Consider the following 19,389-nt stretch of genomic DNA (forward strand, 5'->3'; position numbering starts at 1 on the left):
ACCGCGAACGACAGGCACACGATCAGAGCAGGCGCGACAACCGGTCGGCCATCTGATCCCATCGCCACGAGGACGTGACCCACTCGCGCCCGGCCGCACCCATGGCCCGGGCGCGGGCGGGGTCGGCCAGCAGATCCGAGACCGCATCGGCGACCGCCCGCACCGACCGGCCGTCGAGCACCACGCCGGTCTCGTTCTGCCGCACCGTCTCCGGTGCTCCCCCGGATCGTCCGGCGATGACCGGGACCCCGCAGGCGGATGCCTCGAGGTACACGATGCCGAGACCCTCGACGTCCAGTCCGCCGCCCCGGGTGCGCGACGGCATGGCGAACACGTCGGCGACGTTGTGATGATCGGCGAGTTCGTGTTGCGGCACCGAGCCGGTGAACATCACCCGGTCGGTCACCCCGGTCCGTGCCGCGAGGTCGCGGAGTCGGTCGCCGTACGGCCCGCCACCGACGATCAGCAGCACCGCGTCGGGTAGGTCGGCCAGGATCCGCGGCATCGCCCTGATGAGGGTGTCCTGCCCCTTGCGTGGAACCAGCCGGGACAGACACAGTACGACCGGCGCGTCGCCGATCCCATACCTGGCCCGGAGTCGTTGCCTCGCAATCGGGTCGGGTGCGAAACGATCGCTGTCCACCCCGGGTGGCAGATGGTCGAGCGCGGCGGCGGCCCCGAACGCGGTGGCGAAGCGCCCACGGGTGTAGCGGCTGACGTAGGTGATCACGTCGGTGTGACGGCCGATGTGACCGAGGACCTGCCGCGCCACCGGCAGCATCGACCACCCCACCTCGTGCCCGTGCGTGCTGGCGATGACGCGTTGCGCTCCCGCGCGGCGCAGCGTCGGCGCGAGCAGGGCCAAGGGTGCGGCGGCCCCGAACCACACCGTCTCGATGTCGCGGTCGCGGACCAGTCGGGCGGCCCGGCGTGCCACCCCTGGCCCGGGCAGCATCAGGCTTGTCGGGTGGCGGATCACCTCGAATGGTTGCGCCCGGTCGAAGTCCTCGTGGCCGCGCCAACGGGGTGCGTACACGGTGACCCGATCGGCGGGCAGCCGGGTGACGAGGTCGTGCAGGTAGGACTGGATCCCTCCGGGGCGCGGCGGAAAGTCGTTCGTCACCAACAGGGTTCGCCGCATGTGCCCACCGTAGTGCACGGTGGACCCACCGGTCAGCGTACGGCCTGTTGGCGTAACCAGCCCTGCCACCCGGCGATCAGGTCGGCCCGAGACGATCCCAGCACCGACCGCATGGACGCGTCCTGCTGGGCGTCGGTGGCCGGCCCGGCGGCTGCGGCGATGTAGAAGAGCTTGAGCCGTGGGTCACCGAAACGCTCGCTCAGATAGGCCATCATCGACCACGCAGTCTGATAGCTGAGCTGCGCGGTGGCGCCGTCGACGCCGAAGGCGTTGTCGGCGGGGAGGTTCGCGGGCACTCGCCCGGACACGACCTCGGCGACCAGGTCAGGTGCCGCGTCGGCCAATCGGCGGTACGAGCCCTTGCGACCCACGTATTCGGCCAGCCCCTCGGTCACCCAGAGCGGTGCTCCGGTGGCCGTCTGAGCACGCGCCGCGACGTGGGTCAATTCGTGGCGGAGCACCACGTCGAGTGCCCCACCCGGGAGAGCCTGTTCCGCCTGCGGGGTGAAGACCACTCGCTGCCCCACCGCCGTGCGACCATCCAGCTTCTGGAAGACGGTGGCCGCGGCGGCGGCCTCGGTCTGTGACCCCGACGACGCGGTCAGACCGTCGAACGCGGCGGCGGTGTCGGTGGCGACCAGTGCGGCACGACGCGGCCAACTGTCACCCCAGAAGGCGGTCACCGCCGAGACCGCCGACGGCACCGCGGCGGCCAGTCGCTGCGCAAGGAGCGCGCTTCCCGGATAGGAGACGACCACCGACCGCCCGCCCAGGGTGGCGACCGTCTGCGCGGAGGCACCCGCCTCGTCCCACAGTTGTGGGGTCACCGTCGCATCACCGAGCACGGTTCCGGAGTCGCCGACGATCTTCCAGTCGTCACCCTGGCGAGCCAGTACCATCGGCGTCTTCAGCGTCACCTGTGGTTCGTCGACACCGGGCAATGCGTACGTCAGCTGCACCGGGGCCACCCAGACGTCGCTGGCACCCTCGTTGTCCAGTGTCGTCTGCAACTCGGCCGGGACCTGCAGGTCCACGTGGTTGGTGGTGTCGACGTGGTACCGGAACGTGGGAAGCCGCAACCCGCTCACCGACCCGGTCTCGGTACGGATCTTGTCCCGGTAGGCGGGCTGCGCCGCGCCGTCGATCACTTCCTGTGCGGCGTTCACGTCTCCGGCGTTCTCCGCGGACGACAACCGGTCCAACGTCGCCGAGACCGCCGACGAACGTTGGTCGAGGTAGGCGTTGGTGGTCGACGCGGCCGCCGGGGACGGGGCGGGGTGCGCCGACGGACCGCCGCATCCGGCCAGGACCGCGACAGCGGCGACCGACAGCGACAACACCCGCAACCGGGTACCGGCCGACGCACGCACCGGGACACGACGGGCGCGAGCGGACACTGCGGGCGCGATCAGTAACGCCGCGCTGAGTTGTACGGACCTGCGGCGTCGATGGGCACGACCTTCACCGGCACACCGAACGTCGAGGCGTGAATGACGAAGCCCTCTCCGACGTACATGCCGACATGCGTGGCGTCCGGGTAGTAGATGATCAGGTCACCGGGTTGCAGGTCCTTGCGATCGACCGCGGTGCCGGACTGCAGTTGGGCCTGACTCGACCGGGGCAACAACTTGCCCGCCTGTTGGTACGCCCAGACCATCAGTCCCGAGCAGTCGAACTGATCGGGCCCGGTGGCCCCCCATACGTACGGGTCGCCGATGCGGGTGAGCGCGGCCTGCACCGCGATCACGGCGGCGGCGGTGCCGCGAGGCAGCAGCCTGGGGTCGAACGAGAAGTTGGGGCCCGTGAGCGCCGCGAGTTGTGAGCCGGTCAGCGATTCGTAGACCGCCTTGACCTGGGCGATCTGCATCTGGAGTTGACTCTGCCGGGCCTGCAGGTCGGCTCGGGTCTTCTCGGCCGCCGCGACAGCCGCCGACGCGGTCTTGGTGGCGGCGTCAGCCTGCGTCTTGGCCTCCTCGGCACGCTTCTTGGTGGCCGAGTAGTCACGCAGGTCGGCAGAGGTCTGCCGGGACACCATCTCCAACCCCGACATCTGGTCGAGCAACGACTGCGGGGAGTCGCTGACCAGGACGGCGTACAGGCGGTTGACGCGGGCACCGCGATAGCTCGCCGAGACCAACGCGTCCACGTTGTGCTGCAACTGGTCCTGTTTGGTCCGCAGGTCGGCGAGAGTCTGCTGCGCCCGCGCGGCGCCCGCGGCGGCCTGCTTCATCTCCCGGCTGCGGCTGTCGAAGTCGATCTGCGCGTCGTGCATGGCCTCCGACGCCTTCTCCGCGTCGTGACCGAGAGCCTTGTATCGACTCAGCAGGTCCTGCGGGGTCTGGTTCGGTGCGGCCGTGGCCGGCCCCGCCAGACCGGCGAATGCCATGACCACCACCACTGCCGCGACCACCGTGCGGATCACACGACCGGTCATCGCCGTCGGGTCACCTGCTGGGACCCTCACGCGCGGGACTCTCGACAACGAACGGACTCCTCGACTCCACGTCACACACACCCACGAATCGCCCGAACCGGGCCGGCACCGCCGGTCGCGGCCCCTGGACGAGGCTACGCGACCCGCGGTGGCCGGGAGAGCGATTCACCGACCCTCACAGGCGGCCGGAAAAGACCACGGTCAGTAACGACGAGCGCCGGTCAGCTCCATCGAACCCAGGCTCGCCTTCTGCACCGGAACACCCTCGGTGGACGCGTGCACGAACTTGCCGCCACCGACGTAGATGCCTGCGTGGCTGCCGCCGTTGAAGATCAGGACGTCACCGGGCTCCAGCGCCGAGGCCGGCACCGGGGCGCCGCCACCGAGCTGGCCATAGCTGTCGCGCGGGATGGTCTTGCCTGCCTGCTTGTAGGCCCACTGGACGAGACCGGAGCAGTCGAAGGCGCTCGGTCCGGCCGAACCGTAGGAGTACGGCGCACCGATCTTGCTGACCGCGGCGTCCGCGGCGACCTGACCCTCGCTGTTGGCGCGCGGCGGGAGCTTCGGCAGACCCTTGATCGGACCGGGCGCGACCTTGCCCGGCTTGAACTGATTCGGAACCTGCTTCTCGTTCACGCCGGGCAGTTCGAACGTGCCGACCCCGGGGATCGCGACGGGTGTGGCCAGCGCGGGGCCTGCCCCGATGGCGACGCCACCGAGCGTCAGCGTCCCGGCGACCATGGCGCCCTGTGCGATCCGGGCACCTTTACCCGACTGTTCCAAACGGTGTTTCGCCACGAAGCGATGTCTCCTAGTTTCTTCCCGTCCGCCGACCGGGTTAGCTGTCGGATTCGGGCCGGAAGAATGGCCCTACCCACCGGGCCGCTGGACACGCGTGATCTCACGCGGCCCCGACAGCCAAGCAGGATTCACCCCAAGTGGACATGCGTCCAGCAAAGCGGTTCCCCGGTTCGCTCGTACACGAGCGATTGAGCGGCGACCCGGCGACCCGACTCGGTGTGAGACAGGAGGCTCCGCAAGGTCTCGGAAAGGTTACGAAACGTCACCAGCCGTTGTCCACTACAGCCGCACTCCGCGTCGTCGGCGTGTCCCCGGCTCAGCCCGCGCGTCGTACCGCCGTGTCGGGCAGCGCAGATAGACTGCGCGGCAACGTCTTCCGATCGACCGTCGAGACCGGGGTGCGGTCTCGGAGCATCCCGGCGTCTCGGAACGTATCCACGGCCGCCTCGAGCCGGAGCTCGTGGTCAATCTCGAATTCATTACGGTGAACCTCCACATCCGCGCTGGCACGGGCCTCGAATGGCGCCACCAGAAGGGTCATGATGCATCCGTCGCAGGCGCGCGGGCGGCCGGGGCAGGTGTCGCAATCGATGTGCACTGTGATCTACCTCTCATTCGTCTCGGACGGCCCGTTGCGGCCGTTCGGTCATCGATCGCGGTCTGCGATTCGCTGGTCGGGACACTAACGACGGGGTACGACACTCGACTCGCGTCCCAATTACCCCAGAGGCCACTCTGACCTCATCGGCACCTCGGGCCCGTCACGAAATCTGCTGTCACACCCTCGAACTAACGTTCGCCTCATGCAGACGGGTACCGGCGCATTCCCCGCGCAACTGTCCTTCGCCGACCTGACCGCGCCGGAGAACAGCGAATCCGACGGTGCCACCGGGCCGGCTTTCGACATCCCGTTGTTCGCAACCACGTTCGTCGTCGTCGACCTGGAGACCACCGGGACCCGAGCGGGCAGCGACCGGATCACCGAGATCGGCGCGGTCAAGGTGCGCGGGGGCGAGGTGCTCGGCGAACTGGCCACCCTGGTCGACCCCGGCCGAGCGATACCGCCGCAGATCGTCGCGCTGACCGGGATCACCCAGGCAATGGTCTACTCCGCCCCCACCATCGGTGAGGTCCTGCCCAGTTTCCTGGAGTTCGCGCGCGGCTCGATCCTGGTCGCCCACAACGCCCGCTTCGACATGGCCTTCCTGCGGGCCGCCGCGGCGGATTCGGGAGTGCCGTGGACCTTCCCGCCCGCTCTGTGCACCGTCACCCTGGCTCGTCGAGTGCTGCCCCGCGACGAGGCACCCCGAGTGAAACTCGCGGCATTGGCGCAGCTGTTCGACGTACAGACCACTCCGACCCACCGCGCCCTCGACGACGCCCGCGCCACCGTCGAGGTGATGCACAACCTGTTCGAGCGGATCGGCAACCTCGGCGTGGACACCTACCGCGAACTGCGCGACTACCTACCGGGGGTGCCGCGAGAGGTCCGGGCCAAGAACGTGATGGCACGGCACCTGCCGCACCGACCGGGTGTCTACCTGTTCCGCGGACCGTCCGACGAGGTCCTGTACGTGGGAACCGCGACGGACCTGCGTCGTCGGGTGGCCGGCTACTTCACCGGGTCGGAGACCCGCACGCGAATGCGAGAGATGGTGGCGTTGGCCACCCGCGTCGACCACGTGGAGTGTGCGCACCGGTTGGAAGCGGGGGTGCGGGAACTGCGACTATTGGCCGCACACGCCCCCGCGTACAACCGTCGATCCAAGTATCCGCGACGGGGTTGGTGGGTGTGCCTGACCGATGAGGCGTTCCCCCGTCTCAAGGTCACCCGAACGGCATCGACAGGTGATGCGGTGGGGCCGGTGACCTCGCGGGCCACCGCACAGCAGATCGCCGATGTGATCGCCGAGGCGTGCGGCCTGCGCAGCTGCACCACCCGGTTGCCGCGGTCGGGCAGCCACGGCTGCGAGCTCACCGCCGACGGCCGACGCCCGGCCGGTGGTTGCCACGCGGCGGGTGCGAGCGCCGAGCCACCCGAGCAGTACGCGCCGCGAGCCGCACGGGTGCGTGCCCTGCTCCGCGGGGAGTCCGACGACGCCCTGCACACCGCCACCGCTCGACTGGCGAGTCTTGCCCGGGCGGAGATGTTCGAGACGGCGGCCCGGATCCGCGACCGCCTGGCCGACACCGTCACCGCATTGGACCGCTGCCAGCGACTGACCGCGCTCTGTGCGATCGAGGAGGTGGTGATCGCCCGACCGGACGGTGAGCGCGGCTGGGAGATCGCAATCGTCCGACACGGCAGACTCGCCGCGGCCGGCGTGGCCCACCGCGGGGTGGCACCGATGCCGGTGATCACGGCGCTCACCGCCACCGCGGAGACCGTCGTCGTCGCCGACGGTCCGCTGCGGGGCGCGCCACCGGAGGAGGCGGGTCTGATCTATCGGTGGATGACCGAGCCCGGGTGCCGCATCGTGCGCACCACGTCGGGCCTGGGTCTGCCTGCCCACAGCGCCTGTCGCTGGACCGCGTGGTCGCGGCGGGTGCACGATGCGCGGGAGACCGGCCGCCGGTTGGCAGCGATGCCGGTCGAGGCGGGGTGACACCTCATTACTGTGAAGCCATGATCACCGCGATTGTCCTCATCCAGGCCGACGTCCATCAGATCCCGGAGACCGCACAGGCGGTCGCGGACGTGCCGGGCGTGGTCGAGGTGTTCTCCTGCGCAGGCGACGTGGACCTCATCGCCAAGGTGCGGGTGCGCGATCACGCCGAGGTCGCCGCGGTGGTGACCGGGTCGATCAACCGGCTTCCCGGGGTACGGCACACGGCCACCCACATCGCCTTCGCCAGCTATTCCAGCGCCGACGTGGAGGCGGGGTTCTCGATCGGCGACTGACCCGGATCCGCTCGCCCTAGGTGCGGTCGGGTGCGTCCGAGCCCGGTGCACTGACCTGTACCCACCGGGCCAGGACCCGGGCGGCCCCGCCGGTGTCGATCGCCTCCGCGGCGCGGGCACAGCCGCGGTCCAACAGATCCGTCAACGCGGCCCGGTCGCCCGTCTCGACGACCGTGGCCAGTGCCGCCCGGTCGTGGGCCACGAGGGCGCCCGCCGCGTTGAGCACGACCGCGTCGCGGACCGGCCCGGTCTCACCCGCGAACACCGCGCGCGCCACGGCGGCGTTGTGGTCGGCATCGCCACCGACCAGCGCCGCCAACGCGACCCGGTCGATACCGATCTCACGCGGGTCGACGGTCAGCTCGACCACCCGCCCGCCCGCGGCCACCCACACCGTGGACGTGGCGGTGGTGGTGAGCTCGTCGAGCCCATCGTCACCGCGGACCACCAGCACCGAGTTCCCCCGGTCGGCGAAGGTCTGCGCGATCACGGGCGCCACGTCGGCGAAGGCGCATCCCACCAACCCGCTGTCGGGCCGGGCGGGGTTGGTGAGCGGCCCCAACACGTTGAAGACCGTCGGGATGCCGATCTGCTTTCGGGGTGGTCCGGCGAATCGAAGGGCCGGGTGGAAGACCGGCGCGAAACAGAACCCGATCCCCGCCTCGGCGACGGTGCGCGCGACCCCGTCGGCGTCCAGGCCGATGGTCACCCCGAGCGCCTCGAGGACGTCGGCACCACCGCTCTTCGACGATGCGGCACGGTTGCCGTGTTTGACCACCGGCACACCGGCAGCGGCCACCACCACCGCGGACATCGTGGAGATGTTCACGGTGTTCGACCGGTCACCGCCGGTCCCGACGATGTCCACGCAGTCGCGGTCCACCGGCACCGGCACCGAATGGGCCAGCATGGCGTCGGCCAGGCCGCGGAGTTCGTCGGCGACGGGCTTCTTCATCTTCAGCGCCACCCCGAAGGCGGCGATCTGGGCGTGCGACGCACTGTCGGTCATGATCTCGTCCATCACCCAGCGCGCGCCGTCGACGGTCAGGTCGCGGCCGGCGGTGAGGTCGCCCAGCACCGACGGCCAATCGCGCACGTCACGCGGCGAGTCGGGACCGGTCGAACCCCCAGCTGAAGTCACCCGGTAACTCTATCCACCGGCGCCTGCAGCACCTCCCACGCCAGCACCTCACCGTCATGCCGCGCGGTGAGTCCGGCCATCCGCGAACGCTCCTGCGAACAATGCAACGCGTCGACGAGTTGTGGTCGGGCCAGCACCACGCACCTCGACCCCGCATCGAGGTCGGCGCCGAGCGCGGGTGGCAGCACGTCGGTGGGTCGATATCCGGCCTGCGCCGCGAGATCGAGGACCGCGTCCACCGACCGATCGGGCAGCACCAGCACGTGTCGCAGCACCGCTTGCCGGTCGGCGACGAACGCCGACGCCTCGAGGACCGCGCCGCTCGATGCGGCGGGGTCGTCGGAGACCGCGACCACCACAAGCGACGGGTCGTCGACGTCGAGATCGTCCTCGGCACGATCGCGACGGAACAACCGTCGCAACACCGAGTCCCCGGAGGTCAGCGGGGCACCGTTCAGGTCGCGCGCCATGACCATCACCCTGACAGCCGAACCGCCCGCGCGGCAACGGTGGAACGCCTCCGCGACACGCCGGTCGGGAGGCGGTCGGAGATGTTTTGGCCCGTCATCGCCGTGGCCCCGACACACGGGCGACTTTTTCCTCGACCCAAGTGGTCACGAGATACTACGAACCGTCATACTTCTGTCTGTGACGAGTGCTGCAGGTACCTCAGGGACAGCCATCACCTCGCGAGTCCACTCGCTGAACCGGCCGAACATGGTCAGCGTGGGCACCATCGTGTGGTTGTCCAGCGAGCTCATGTTCTTCGCCGGCCTGTTCGCGATGTACTTCGTGGCCCGGGCCAACTCGGGCGGCAACTGGCCGCCGGAGCCGACCGAGCTGAACCTCTACCTGGCCATCCCGGTGACCACCGTGCTGGTGCTGTCGTCGGTGACCTGTCAGATGGGTGTGTTCGCGGCCGAACGCGGTGACGTGTTCGGTCTGCGCCGCTGGTACGTGCTGACCTTCCTGATGGGCGCGTTCTTCGTCTCCGGCCAGGGGTACGAGTACTACCACCTGGTCAAGGAGGGCACCACCCTCTCGTCGAACGTCTACGGCTCCGTCTTCTACATGGCGACCGGGTTCCACGGTCTGCACGTCATCGGCGGTCTGATCGCCTTCATCTTCCTGCTGGTCCGGACCAAACTGAGCAAGTTCACCCCGGCGCAGGCGACGGCGGCGATCGTTGTCTCTTACTACTGGCACTTCGTGGACATCGTGTGGATCGCACTGTTCGCGACCATCTACTTCATCCGTTAGCCCCTCGGGTCGTCACACAGCTCAGCAGTTCCGTCCGCTACGTAGAGAGAGACAGATGAGTTCATCTCCACCGCTCCCGTCGCCTGCCACAGACGACGGTGATGGCGTCGGCGCGTCCGACCGCACGGCGAAGGCCGCCATCGACCCGAAGAAGGCGAAGTCACGACGCAAGCTGCGTCGGCGTGCCTCGGGTGCGGTGTTGCTGCTCGCCGGACTGCTGACCGCCGGTGGTCTGGCCACCGCTCTGACCCCGAGCCCGCAGGTCGCGACCGCCGACGCGCAGTCGCCCGCGGCGCTCATCGCCGACGGCAAGAAGCTGTACGAGACCTCGTGTATCACCTGCCACGGCAAGAACCTCGACGGCGTCCAGAGCCGCGGTCCGTCGCTGGTCGGCGTCGGCGACGCGGCCGTCTACTTCCAGGTGTCCTCCGGACGCATGCCCGCCGCACGCGGTGAGGCCCAGGCCGCCCGCAAGCCGTCGAAATTCACCGACGCGCAGATCGACCAGCTCGGCGCGTACGTGCAGTCCGTCGGTGGCGGCCCCTCGGTGGTGTACGAACACAACGCCGACGGTTCGGTGAAGATGGAGAACGGCCTTCCGGTCATCGCCCAGGGTCAGCTCCAGGGCCACGACATCGGCCGCGGCAGCGAACTGTTCCGCCTGAACTGCGCCTCCTGCCACAACTTCACCGGTCGCGGTGGCGCACTGTCCTCGGGCAAGTTCGCGCCGAACCTCGATCCGGCGAACGAACAGCAGATCTGGACCGCGATGCTGTCCGGCCCACAGAACATGCCCAAGTTCTCCGACCGTCAGCTCACCCCTGACGAGAAGAAGGACATCGTCGGCTACATCAAGTACGCCACCACCTCCAATCCGCAGGGTGGTTACGACCTCGGCGGCTTCGGGCCGGTGTCCGAGGGTATGGCCATGTGGGTCATCGGGGTGGTCGCCGTCGTCGCCGGCGCGATGTGGATGGGATCACGATCATGAGTGACACGAGCAAGCCCACGCCGTCCGACGACGAACTCCGGGGGATGTCCAACGAGGAACTCGTCACGCTGGGCACCAACCTCGACGGCGTCGAGATCATCCACCGGCGCGCCCGCTTCCCCGAACCAGGGACCAAGAAGGAGAAGCGCGCCGAGAGGACCGTCGCGTTCTGGTTCGCGCTCGCGGGCGTGTCCGCGGCGGCCTGCTTCGGCATCTTCATCTGGAACCACTGGCAGTTCGCGCTGCCGGAGGACAAGAACTACTGGTGGTACACGCTCAACACCCCGCTGCTGGGCATCACCTTCGGCGTGGCGGTTCTCGCCCTGGGCATCGGACTCATCCAGTTCACAAAGAAATTCATTCCCGAGGAGATCTCGGTGCAGGACCGTCACGACGGTCCGGGCTCGGCCGAGGTGGACAAGAAGACCACCGCCGCGCTGCTGTCCAACGCGCTGAACACCTCCACCCTCCCCCGCCGCAAGATGATCCTCGGATCGGCGGGCTTCGGTGTGGGCATCTTCGCGATCACCGGTGTGGTCGCCCTGCTCGGCGGCATCGTCAAGAATCCCTGGGCCAAGGGCAAGGACGCCCCGCTGTGGCACACCGGCTGGTCGCCGATCTACAACGACCCGAAGAACCCCAACGAGACGGTGTTCCTGCGCCGCGACACCGGTAACCCCGACCAGGTCGCACTGGTGCGACCGGAGGATCTCGACGCGGGCGGCATGGAGACCGTGTTCCCGTGGCGTGCCTCCGACGGACTGGGTGAGACCGAGGAGTCGCGGGAGAAGCTGCGGGAGGGTCTCAAGCTGGTTCGCAACCCGGTGATGCTCATCCGGTTGCGTCCCGAGGACTCCGCGCGCGCCATCCAGCGCAAGGGCCAGGAGAGCTTCCACTACGGCGACTACTACGCCTACACCAAGGTCTGCTCACACCTCGGTTGCCCGACGTCGCTATACGAGCAGCAGACCAACCGCATCCTGTGCCCGTGCCACCAGTCGCAGTTCAACGCGCTGGAATACGGCAAGCCCGTGTTCGGACCCGCCGCCAGGGCCCTGGCGCAATTGCCGCTCACGGTGAACAATCAGGGATACCTGGTGGCAGCGGGGGACTACATCGAGCCCGTGGGGCCCGCATTCTGGGAACGCGGCCAGGGGAAGGATCGACCATGAGCTTCGTCGCAGAGCGCGCGGCTGTCCAAGCAGAGGAAGTCGACTCGCGCTATCACCTGGCTGCCGGTATGCGGCGCCAGATCAACAAGGTGTTCCCCACCCACTGGTCGTTCCTGCTGGGTGAGATCGCGCTGTACAGCTTCGTGGTACTGCTGATCTCCGGTGTGTACCTGACCCTTTTCTTCGACCCGTCGATGGCCGAGGTCACCTATCACGGTGCCTACCAGCCGCTCAACGGTGTCGAGATGAGCAAGGCGTACGAGACCGCGCTGAACCTGTCGTTCGAGGTGCGCGGCGGCCTGTTCGTCCGCCAGATCCACCACTGGGCGGCACTGCTGTTCGCGGCGTCGATCATCGTGCACATGGCGCGTATCTTCTTCACCGGTGCGTTCCGCCGTCCGCGTGAGGCCAACTGGATCATCGGTTGCTTCCTGCTCGTATTGGCCATGTTCGAGGGCTTCTTCGGCTACTCGCTGCCCGACGACCTGCTCTCGGGCACCGGTGTCCGCGCGGCGATGTCGGGCATCGTGTTGGGTATCCCGATCGTGGGGACCTGGGTGCACTGGGCGTTGTTCGGTGGCGACTTCCCCGGCGACATCATCATCCCGCGGTTGTACGTGCTGCACATCCTGTTGTTCCCAGGGATCATCCTGGCGTTGATCGGGGCGCACCTGGCTCTGGTCTGGTATCAGAAGCACACCCAGTTCCCCGGTCCTGGCCGTACCGAGAAGAACGTGGTCGGCGTGCGGATCCTGCCGATCTTCGCGGTCAAGTCCGGTGCGTTCTTCGCCGTGACCTTCGGTGTGTTGTCGATCATGGCGGGCGTGTTCCAGATCAACCCGATCTGGGTGTTGGGACCGTACAACCCGGCGCACGTGTCGGCCGGTTCGCAGCCCGACATCTACATGATGTGGACCGACGGCATGGCCCGTCTGATGCCGGCCTGGGAGATCTTCTTCGGCAACAAGTACACGATCCCGGCGATCTTCTGGGTCGTCGTGATCATCACCATTGTCTTCGGCTTGATGTTCAGCTATCCGTTCATCGAGAAGAAGTTGACCGGTGACGACGCGCATCACAACCTGCTGCAACGTCCGCGTGACGTCCCGGTGCGTACCGCGATCGGATCGATGGCGTTGGCGTTCTACGCGGTGCTGACGGTGAGCTGTATGAACGACATCATCGCGCTGAAGTTCCACATCTCGCTGAACGCGACCACCTGGATGGGCCGGATCGGGCTGATCATCCTGCCGCCGATCGCGTACTACGTCGCGTACCGCTGGGCGCTGGCCTTGCAGCGCAGCGACCGGATGGTCCTCGAGCACGGCATCGAGACCGGCATCATCCGCCGCCTGCCGCAGGGTGAGTACATCGAACTGCACCAGCCGCTCGGACCTGTCGACGACCACGGCCACCCGGTGCCCCTCCCCTACCAGGGTGCGGCCATCCCGAAACGGATGAACAAGCTCGGGTCGGCGGGGGCCCCGGGTACCGGATCGCTGTTGGTCGCCGATCCCGTCGACGAGCAGAAGCGCAACGCCGAACTCGACAGGGAGTCGCACCGCACCGAGCATGAGGTGCTCAACGAGTTGCAGGCCAAGGGCGGCAACATGCTCGAGTGAGCCGTCCTACAACCGCTCAGATGAGGCCCCGTATCCGTTCGGATGCGGGGCCTCGTCGTGATTGCGTGGCGCGTCTGGCTCATGGTCGGTGGGGACCACCGGCCATGCTGGCGACGTTGTACAACCGGATCGACGTGCCGCCCGTCGCAGCTGGTCCACGGGGCGACCTGTCCGCACGATGTCGACCACTCGCCCTGGTAGCGCCACGGCCGCGGAGCGCGGACGGTGCGGACACCGGTCCCCGGCCGTGACGTCGCAACGGCCCGGCGGCGGTGGTGATGTGACGGGGTTGGTGGGGTTCACCACCTGAACAAGGCTGCGACCGGCGTTGTCGTTGTCGTCGTGGTGTCCGTGGTCGCGTGCGGGGTGCGCGACATCCGCACCAGTTTCGACGATCCGCACGGGCCACACCCCATGCGTACACGCGAATCTGGTGCGGATGACCCTCTGTGGTGCGCGCCTCGACGCTTCGCCCGACGTCGACACCGCCGTGCGTGGGCAACCCACGGCACCCTCCGACGATCACGGTCGCGCACGGCCGAGGTGTCGCACCAATTTCCGCGCTTCGCACGGCATGTAGCAGGCGCGGATCACGGAAACTGGTGCGTACGCACTCCCCGGCCGCCCGTGGGCCAGCCGACCGATCAGTCGGCGATGAGCCGGCGATGAGCCTCGGTGTCAGTGCTTTTCGGGGCCGGTGTGGTATTCGAAGACCAGCCCGGCGGCAGAGGCGATGATCGCCAGTACGGCGACGGCCACGAACCAGAAGTTACGGGTGGCGCCGGCGACGGCGAACATGCCCGCGGATCCCGCGATGACGATGGGCCACCAGCTACCCGGACTGAAGAAGCCCAGCTCACCGGAACCATCGGCCACCTCGGCCTCGTCGTAATCCTCGGGACGGATGTCCACGCGACGGGCGACGAAGCGGAAGTAGGTACCGGTGATCAATGTCAGCCCGCCGGTCATGATGATGCCGGTGGTGCCAACCCATTCCACGTTCTTACTGGTCAGGCCGGTGCACACCGCGTAGAGCACACCGGTCGCGAAGAAGAAGGCGGTCAAGAGCTCGAAAAGTCGCGCTTCGATTCTCACAGCGTCACGCTCCTTGGGCGGCGGTGCAGTTCGGCAGTGTGGTGTTGGACGTGTCGCCGGTCTTTGAAGGCGTCCCGCTGCCGCTGGTGGAGCGCTGGGTCTGGAACGGGAAGGTCGAGACCGACAGCGGCTGCTCGCAGATCGCCTTCAGGGCCTCGGCATTACCGGCCTGCGGGTTGGCCGAGCGGTACTTGATGTACGCGTCGAACTTGGCCTCGCTGACCGCACGAACCTCGAAGTTCATCTGCGAGTGGTAGGTCCCGCACATCTCCGCACAGCGGCCGACGAAGGCGCCTTCCTTGTCGATCGAGCTGACCTGGAACCGGTCGTCGGTGTGCTGTTGCTTCGGGAACGGCATGACGTCACGCTTGAACAGGAACTCCGGTACCCAGAAGGAGTGGATCACATCGGCCGAGGCGATCTGGAACTCGATGCGGCGACCCACCGGCAACACCAGCACCGGGATCTCCTGCGAGCTGCCGATCGTCTCGATCTTGTTGAAGTTGAGGTAGTTACGGACCTCGTCGGACCGGCCACCGTCGGGCAACGGATGCTTCTCCTCGTCCGTCTTCGGCTCTTCCTTCTGGAACTCGAAGGGGCTTCCGGTGCGCTCGAAACCGTTGTAATCGGAGCCGTCGGCGAACTTGACGTCGCGGTAGCCGAATTTCCAGTTCCACTGGAACGCGGTCACGTCGATGGTGACCGCGGGGTCGGCCTTCTTGGCCTCCACGTTGTTCTGCACGATGACGGTGAAGTAGAAGAGCACCGCGACCATGACGAACGGAATGGCGGTGTAGGTCAGTTCCAGCGGCACGTTGTAGGCGGTCTGCCGGGGGATCGAGTCGTCGCCCGCCTTCTTCCGGTGGAACGCGACAGTCCAGAAGGTCAGCCCCCAGACCAGTACGCCCACGGCCAGTGCCGCGATGACGCACCACTGCCAGAGGTGCAGCATGTCCTTCGACTCGGGGGTGATGCCGTTGGGCCAGCCGAAGCGGACCACCTCGGAACCGCTACACCCCGACAGCAGCAGGGCGCCGACCCCGAGCACGCCGAGCGCCGCAAGACGCTTGCCGCCACGCCCGAGCCGGGGGGTTCGCCGTCCACCGTGTGCCAATTTCACGCCTTCCTGCACGCCACCAACCACTCTTCGCAGCCCCGAGGGCCGAGCCGTCATCGACCTGCGCAGAACGCACATCACGGCCTGTTGTACTACGCAGCGTAGACCAACCACGGCGAGGTTTCGTGGTTGGGGTGACGGCGGGTTCCGCACGTGGTGAGGCCGTGTCTTCCCGGCCTCGGGGGACGTGTCACAGACCTCGGGCGGCGGTCCTGACCGGCTCGCAGCCGGTGCGGCATACTCGACCGGGATCAGCGCGGTCGGCGGCCCGGAGTGGACGGTCACCGCCCACCGCTGACGCCATGGAGTCGATGGAAACGAGGATGCCTGTCGTGTGTGGATTGCTGGGGTTGCTGACCGGGAACGCGTCGGCCCCCGAGTACGTCGACCAGGTTGCCAAGGCTTCCGACCTGATGGTCCACCGCGGCCCCGACGAGCCGGGCACCTGGCACGACGACGACATCGTCGTCGGGTTCAACCGACTGTGCATCATCGACATCGCCCACTCGCAGCAGCCGTTGCGGTGGGGCCCGGCCGAGGCCCCGGACCGCTACGCGCTGGTGTTCAACGGCGAGATCTACAACTATCTCGAGTTGCGCGACCAGCTGGCCCGCGACGAGGGTGCGGTGTTCCACACCGAGGGCGACGGCGAGGCCATCGTGGCGGCCTTCCACCACTGGGGGGTCGACGCCGTCCGCCGACTGCGCGGTATGTTCGCCTTCGCGATCTGGGACACCGTGGAACGCTCCCTGTTCTTGGCCCGCGACCCCTTCGGCATCAAACCCCTGTTCCTGGCCACCGGCCCCGGTGGCACCGCGTTCGGCAGCGAGAAGAAGAGTCTGCTGGACCTGCTCGGTCCGCTGGGTCTCGGCGACGAGCTCGACCGCCGGGCCATCGAGCACTACATCGAACTGCAGTACGTTCCCGAGCCGGAGACGCTGCATCGCGACGTGCGGCGACTGGAGTCCGGGTGTTACGCGACGGTGCGCCCGGGATCGCATCCGCAGGTGCACCGCTATTTCACCCCGCAGTTCCGCACCCGACCGCTGGGCGACGGAGCGCACCAGCAGCAACGCTTCGACGAGATCGCCGAGGTGCTCAGCGACTCTGTCGCCAAACACATGCGCGCCGACGTGACCGTCGGGTCGTTCCTGTCCGGCGGGATCGATTCGACCGCCATCGCCGCGCTGGCCATCCGGCACAACCCCGATCTGATCACCTTCACCACCGGCTTCGAGCGCGACGGATACTCCGAGATAGACGTCGCCGTCGAATCCGCCGAGGCCATCGGTGCCAGGCACGTGGTCAAGGTGGTGAGCCCCGAGGAGTTCGTCGGTGCCATCCCGGAGATCATCTGGTACCTCGACGACCCGGTCGCCGACCCGTCCCTCATCCCGCTGTACTTCGTGGCCAAGGAGGCCCGCAAACACGTGAAGGTGGTGCTCTCCGGCGAGGGTGCCGACGAGTTGTTCGGCGGTTACACCATCTACAAGGAGCCGCTGTCGCTGGCACCGTTCGAACGGATGCCTGGGTTCCTGCGCGGCGCGGCCGGGCGATTGTCCGAACGCATCCCGGAGGGCACCCGCGGGAAGAGCCTGCTGCACCGCGGCTCGCAGACGCTCGAGGAGCGGTACTACGGCAACGCCCGCAGCTTCGACGACGCGCGCCTGCGGTCGGTGCTCACCGACTACCGGCCCGAGTGGACCCACACCGACGTCACCGCGCCGATCTATGCGACCAGCCAAGGCTGGGACCCGGTGTCACGGATGCAGCACCTCGACCTGTTCACCTGGCTGCGCGGCGACATCCTGGTCAAGGCCGACAAGATGACAATGGCGAACTCGCTGGAGTTGCGGGTGCCCTTCCTCGACCCCGAGGTGTTCCGCGTCGCCGAACAGCTACCGGTGGATGCGAAGATCGCGCACGGAACCACCAAGTACGCTCTGCGCAAGGCCCTGGAGGGCATCGTGCCGCCGCATGTGCTGCACCGTCGCAAGCTCGGCTTCCCGGTACCGATCCGGCACTGGTTCGCCGGCCCGGAGCTCTACGACTGGGCCCGCGAGACGATCGATGAGTCGCGAACAGACGACCTGATCGACAAGCGGTTCGTGCTGCGGATGCTCGAGGAGCACCGGGCGGGAACCGTCGACAACAGTCGCCGCCTGTGGAACGTGCTGATGTTCATGGTCTGGTACGGCATCTTCGTCGACGGGTCCATCGTCCCGACCATCGAACACACCACATACCCGGTCCGCCTGTAGGTCCGACGTTCGGCGAGACGGACGGCGTTCGTCGCCCCGGGCCGGGCGCCGGTCACCGAGGCCGGGCGCCGGTCACCGAAACTGCGGGGGGATCGGGTTTCCCGCAGTTTCGCCGACTTCCCGCTGGGCTGGGTCAATCGGTGTTAGCAACGGTCATGCTGCTGGCGGGTTGGCGAGCAGCTCGTGTAGTGCTTGTGTGGGGGTCTTCAGGTCCAGGGTAGGGCGGGGTCGTGCGTTGAGGGTCGCGGCGATGCGGGCGAGGTCGTCGGGGGTGTGGGTCGAGAGGTCGGTGCCTTTCTCGAACCAGAACCGTAGGAGCCGGTTGGTGTTCTCGTTCGATCCGCGTTGCCACGGTGAGTGGGGGTCGCAGAAGTAGACCGGTGCCTGCAGGTTGAGTTGGATGTCGACGTAGTCGGCCAGCTCGCTGCCCCGGTCCCAGGTGATCGAGCGTCGTAGGTGGGCGGGGAGTTTGCTCATCTCGGTGATCATCGCCTGCGCCACGCTCGGGGCGTCGTGGCGGCGGCCAGGTAGGTGCAGCAGAATCACGAACCGGGTGGACCGTTCGACCAGGGTGCCGATGGCGGATCGGTTACCGCGCCCGAGGATGAGGTCACCTTCCCAGTGACCGGGCACGGCCCGGTCGGCGACCTGTGCGGGGCGTTGACTGATCGTGAGTGCGTGGTCGTAGGTGTGTGAGCCACCGCGGCCGGTGCTGCCCCGGGATTTACGTGCCGACCGTTTCAGCGACAGCTGCCGGTGCAGGTCCGCGCGTAGGTTGCCGCGGGTCTGGACGTAGAGCGCCTGATAGATCGTCTCGTGCGACACCCGACCCATCCTTGCTGCCGCACTGGTGCCGGGGTGCTCGTGGCGCAGCATCGCCGCGATCAGACCCGGTGACCAGCCCTCGTCCATCGCGACCTCGATCCGACGACACAGGCCCGGGTTCGCAGCCAACTTCACCGGTTTGGGTCGCCGGCGCCGTTCGTGGGCGGCGCGGTGGGCGACCGGCGCCCAGTACGAGCCGTCTGGGCCCCGGTTACGGGTCACCTCTCGGCAGACCACCGACTTGTCACGCCCAATCATCGCTCCGATCTGGGCGTAAGAGCAGCCACACGTCACACCGACCGCGATCGCGGAACGGTCCTCACTGGTCAACGACCGCCGCTGCCGCGGCAGCTGGTCCTCGGCACGCAGGGCGCCTGGGCTCGGTGCCGGTACCGAGCCCGGTAGCCCCCCGTCGCGCCGTACTGGATTCGTGGAGTCACAACACCCGAGGATCGCCACCACGTTGTCGCGGTCTCACGCGACACCCCGACAACCATGCCGGCCCGCTGTAACGACGCCCCACCACACACCAACGCGAAAAACTCGTCACGCACCTCGTCGGCAAACAACTTCGGCAACGCCACACTCCCTATCAGTCAGCGTTGCTACGACCGATAGAACCCGCCC

The 19,389-nt window shown here is 67.8% G+C and carries 16 protein-coding genes, 1 pseudogene and 1 riboswitch; of the genes and pseudogenes, 7 read left to right on the forward strand and 10 right to left on the reverse strand.

Annotation, left to right across the window (positions count from 1 at the left end; genetic code table 11):
- Positions 1 to 22: 22 nt before the first annotated feature.
- The 5 genes from BW971_RS18090 to BW971_RS18110 all read right to left on the reverse strand — a co-directional run bounded on the left by BW971_RS18090 (position 23) and on the right by BW971_RS18110 (position 4,917).
- Positions 23 to 1,141 (reverse strand): glycosyltransferase family 4 protein, encoded by a 1,119-nt coding sequence (locus tag BW971_RS18090; protein ID WP_076482498.1) that lies wholly within the window; start codon positions 1,139 to 1,141, stop codon positions 23 to 25.
- A gap of 32 nt (positions 1,142 to 1,173) precedes the next feature.
- The gene (locus BW971_RS18095; RefSeq protein ID WP_083710286.1) at positions 1,174 to 2,538 is read right to left on the reverse strand and encodes a hypothetical protein; all 1,365 of its coding nucleotides are present in this window, start codon (positions 2,536 to 2,538) and stop codon (positions 1,174 to 1,176) included.
- Positions 2,539 to 2,549: 11 nt separating this feature from the next.
- On the reverse strand, positions 2,550 to 3,575 hold the full coding sequence (locus BW971_RS18100) for a C40 family peptidase (RefSeq protein ID WP_076482460.1): 1,026 nt from the start codon (positions 3,573 to 3,575) through the stop codon (positions 2,550 to 2,552).
- A 201-nt stretch (positions 3,576 to 3,776) separates the two neighbouring features.
- Positions 3,777 to 4,373, reverse strand: a complete 597-nt coding sequence (locus BW971_RS18105) for a C40 family peptidase (RefSeq protein WP_076482461.1) — start codon at positions 4,371 to 4,373, stop codon at positions 3,777 to 3,779.
- A 14-nt stretch (positions 4,374 to 4,387) separates the two neighbouring features.
- A riboswitch (cyclic di-AMP (ydaO/yuaA leader) is annotated at positions 4,388 to 4,581 on the reverse strand.
- Positions 4,582 to 4,692: 111 nt separating this feature from the next.
- Positions 4,693 to 4,917: a hypothetical protein gene (locus BW971_RS18110; RefSeq protein ID WP_143690449.1), complete on the reverse strand. Its 225-nt coding sequence runs from the start codon at positions 4,915 to 4,917 to the stop codon at positions 4,693 to 4,695.
- 262 nt (positions 4,918 to 5,179) lie between these two features.
- Here BW971_RS18110 and BW971_RS18115 point away from each other — a divergent pair, with 262 nt between their 5' ends.
- Both BW971_RS18115 and BW971_RS18120 read left to right on the forward strand, forming a co-directional pair.
- On the forward strand, positions 5,180 to 6,982 hold the full coding sequence (locus BW971_RS18115) for a DEDD exonuclease domain-containing protein (RefSeq protein ID WP_076482463.1): 1,803 nt from the start codon (positions 5,180 to 5,182) through the stop codon (positions 6,980 to 6,982).
- 20 nt (positions 6,983 to 7,002) lie between these two features.
- Complete coding sequence (locus tag BW971_RS18120; RefSeq protein ID WP_076482464.1) at positions 7,003 to 7,278, forward strand: Lrp/AsnC family transcriptional regulator; 276 nt, start codon at positions 7,003 to 7,005, stop codon at positions 7,276 to 7,278.
- A 16-nt stretch (positions 7,279 to 7,294) separates the two neighbouring features.
- Here the strand turns inward: BW971_RS18120 and trpD are convergent, their stop codons facing one another.
- Entirely contained in the window at positions 7,295 to 8,419 is a 1,125-nt protein-coding gene (gene trpD, locus BW971_RS18125; RefSeq protein ID WP_234974471.1) for an anthranilate phosphoribosyltransferase, read from the reverse strand.
- A complete protein-coding gene (locus BW971_RS18130; RefSeq protein ID WP_234974472.1) occupies positions 8,416 to 8,889 on the reverse strand; it encodes a hypothetical protein in 474 nt (157 codons plus the stop codon). The genes trpD and BW971_RS18130 overlap by 4 nt, the downstream gene beginning before the upstream one ends.
- 178 nt (positions 8,890 to 9,067) lie before the next feature.
- Here BW971_RS18130 and ctaE point away from each other — a divergent pair, with 178 nt between their 5' ends.
- Genes ctaE through qcrB form a run of 4 tightly spaced genes read left to right on the forward strand, consistent with a single transcriptional unit; the run spans position 9,068 to position 13,464 of the window.
- Entirely contained in the window at positions 9,068 to 9,679 is a 612-nt protein-coding gene (ctaE, locus tag BW971_RS18135; protein WP_076482466.1) for an aa3-type cytochrome oxidase subunit III, read from the forward strand.
- Between the two features lie 55 nt (positions 9,680 to 9,734).
- Positions 9,735 to 10,670, forward strand: a complete 936-nt coding sequence (gene qcrC, locus BW971_RS18140) for a cytochrome bc1 complex diheme cytochrome c subunit (protein ID WP_076482467.1) — start codon at positions 9,735 to 9,737, stop codon at positions 10,668 to 10,670.
- Entirely contained in the window at positions 10,667 to 11,842 is a 1,176-nt protein-coding gene (gene qcrA, locus BW971_RS18145; RefSeq protein ID WP_076482468.1) for a cytochrome bc1 complex Rieske iron-sulfur subunit, read from the forward strand. The genes qcrC and qcrA overlap by 4 nt, the downstream gene beginning before the upstream one ends.
- Positions 11,839 to 13,464, forward strand: coding sequence for a cytochrome bc1 complex cytochrome b subunit (qcrB, locus tag BW971_RS18150; RefSeq protein ID WP_076482469.1), 1,626 nt, complete (start codon positions 11,839 to 11,841; stop codon positions 13,462 to 13,464). Before qcrA ends, qcrB begins: the two co-directional genes overlap by 4 nt.
- A gap of 678 nt (positions 13,465 to 14,142) precedes the next feature.
- Here the strand turns inward: qcrB and BW971_RS18155 are convergent.
- Both BW971_RS18155 and ctaC read right to left on the reverse strand, forming a co-directional pair.
- Positions 14,143 to 14,559, reverse strand: a complete 417-nt coding sequence (locus BW971_RS18155; RefSeq protein WP_076482470.1) for a cytochrome c oxidase subunit 4 — start codon at positions 14,557 to 14,559, stop codon at positions 14,143 to 14,145.
- A gap of 4 nt (positions 14,560 to 14,563) precedes the next feature.
- Positions 14,564 to 15,679 carry an aa3-type cytochrome oxidase subunit II gene (gene ctaC / locus BW971_RS18160; protein ID WP_076482500.1) on the reverse strand — a complete coding sequence of 372 codons (1,116 nt, stop codon included), beginning with the start codon at positions 15,677 to 15,679 and terminating at the stop codon, positions 14,564 to 14,566.
- A gap of 329 nt (positions 15,680 to 16,008) precedes the next feature.
- Between ctaC and asnB the strand changes: the two genes are divergently transcribed.
- Positions 16,009 to 17,937: an asparagine synthase (glutamine-hydrolyzing) gene (gene asnB, locus BW971_RS18165; RefSeq protein ID WP_076482471.1), complete on the forward strand. Its 1,929-nt coding sequence runs from the start codon at positions 16,009 to 16,011 to the stop codon at positions 17,935 to 17,937.
- A 153-nt stretch (positions 17,938 to 18,090) separates the two neighbouring features.
- Here the strand turns inward: asnB and BW971_RS18170 are convergent.
- A pseudogene (locus BW971_RS18170) lies at positions 18,091 to 19,340 on the reverse strand (IS30 family transposase).
- Positions 19,341 to 19,389: the final 49 nt, after the last annotated feature.

Source organism: Williamsia sterculiae, assembly GCF_900156495.1.
In the GTDB taxonomy this organism is placed as follows: Bacteria; Actinomycetota; Actinomycetes; order Mycobacteriales; family Mycobacteriaceae; genus Williamsia_B; species Williamsia_B sterculiae.

Coding starts and splice junctions, on each gene's coding strand:
- qcrC (WP_076482467.1), top strand. CDS start 9,735: ATGAGTTCATCTCCACCGCTCCCGTCGCCTGCCACAGACGACGGTGAT.
- BW971_RS18110 (WP_143690449.1), bottom strand. CDS start 4,917: ATGACCCTTCTGGTGGCGCCATTCGAGGCCCGTGCCAGCGCGGATGTG.
- BW971_RS18120 (WP_076482464.1), top strand. CDS start 7,003: ATGATCACCGCGATTGTCCTCATCCAGGCCGACGTCCATCAGATCCCG.
- qcrB (WP_076482469.1), top strand. CDS start 11,839: ATGAGCTTCGTCGCAGAGCGCGCGGCTGTCCAAGCAGAGGAAGTCGAC.
- qcrA (WP_076482468.1), top strand. CDS start 10,667: ATGAGTGACACGAGCAAGCCCACGCCGTCCGACGACGAACTCCGGGGG.
- BW971_RS18100 (WP_076482460.1), bottom strand. CDS start 3,575: ATGACCGGTCGTGTGATCCGCACGGTGGTCGCGGCAGTGGTGGTGGTC.
- BW971_RS18130 (WP_234974472.1), bottom strand. CDS start 8,889: ATGGCGCGCGACCTGAACGGTGCCCCGCTGACCTCCGGGGACTCGGTG.
- BW971_RS18115 (WP_076482463.1), top strand. CDS start 5,180: ATGCAGACGGGTACCGGCGCATTCCCCGCGCAACTGTCCTTCGCCGAC.
- BW971_RS18090 (WP_076482498.1), bottom strand. CDS start 1,141: ATGCGGCGAACCCTGTTGGTGACGAACGACTTTCCGCCGCGCCCCGGA.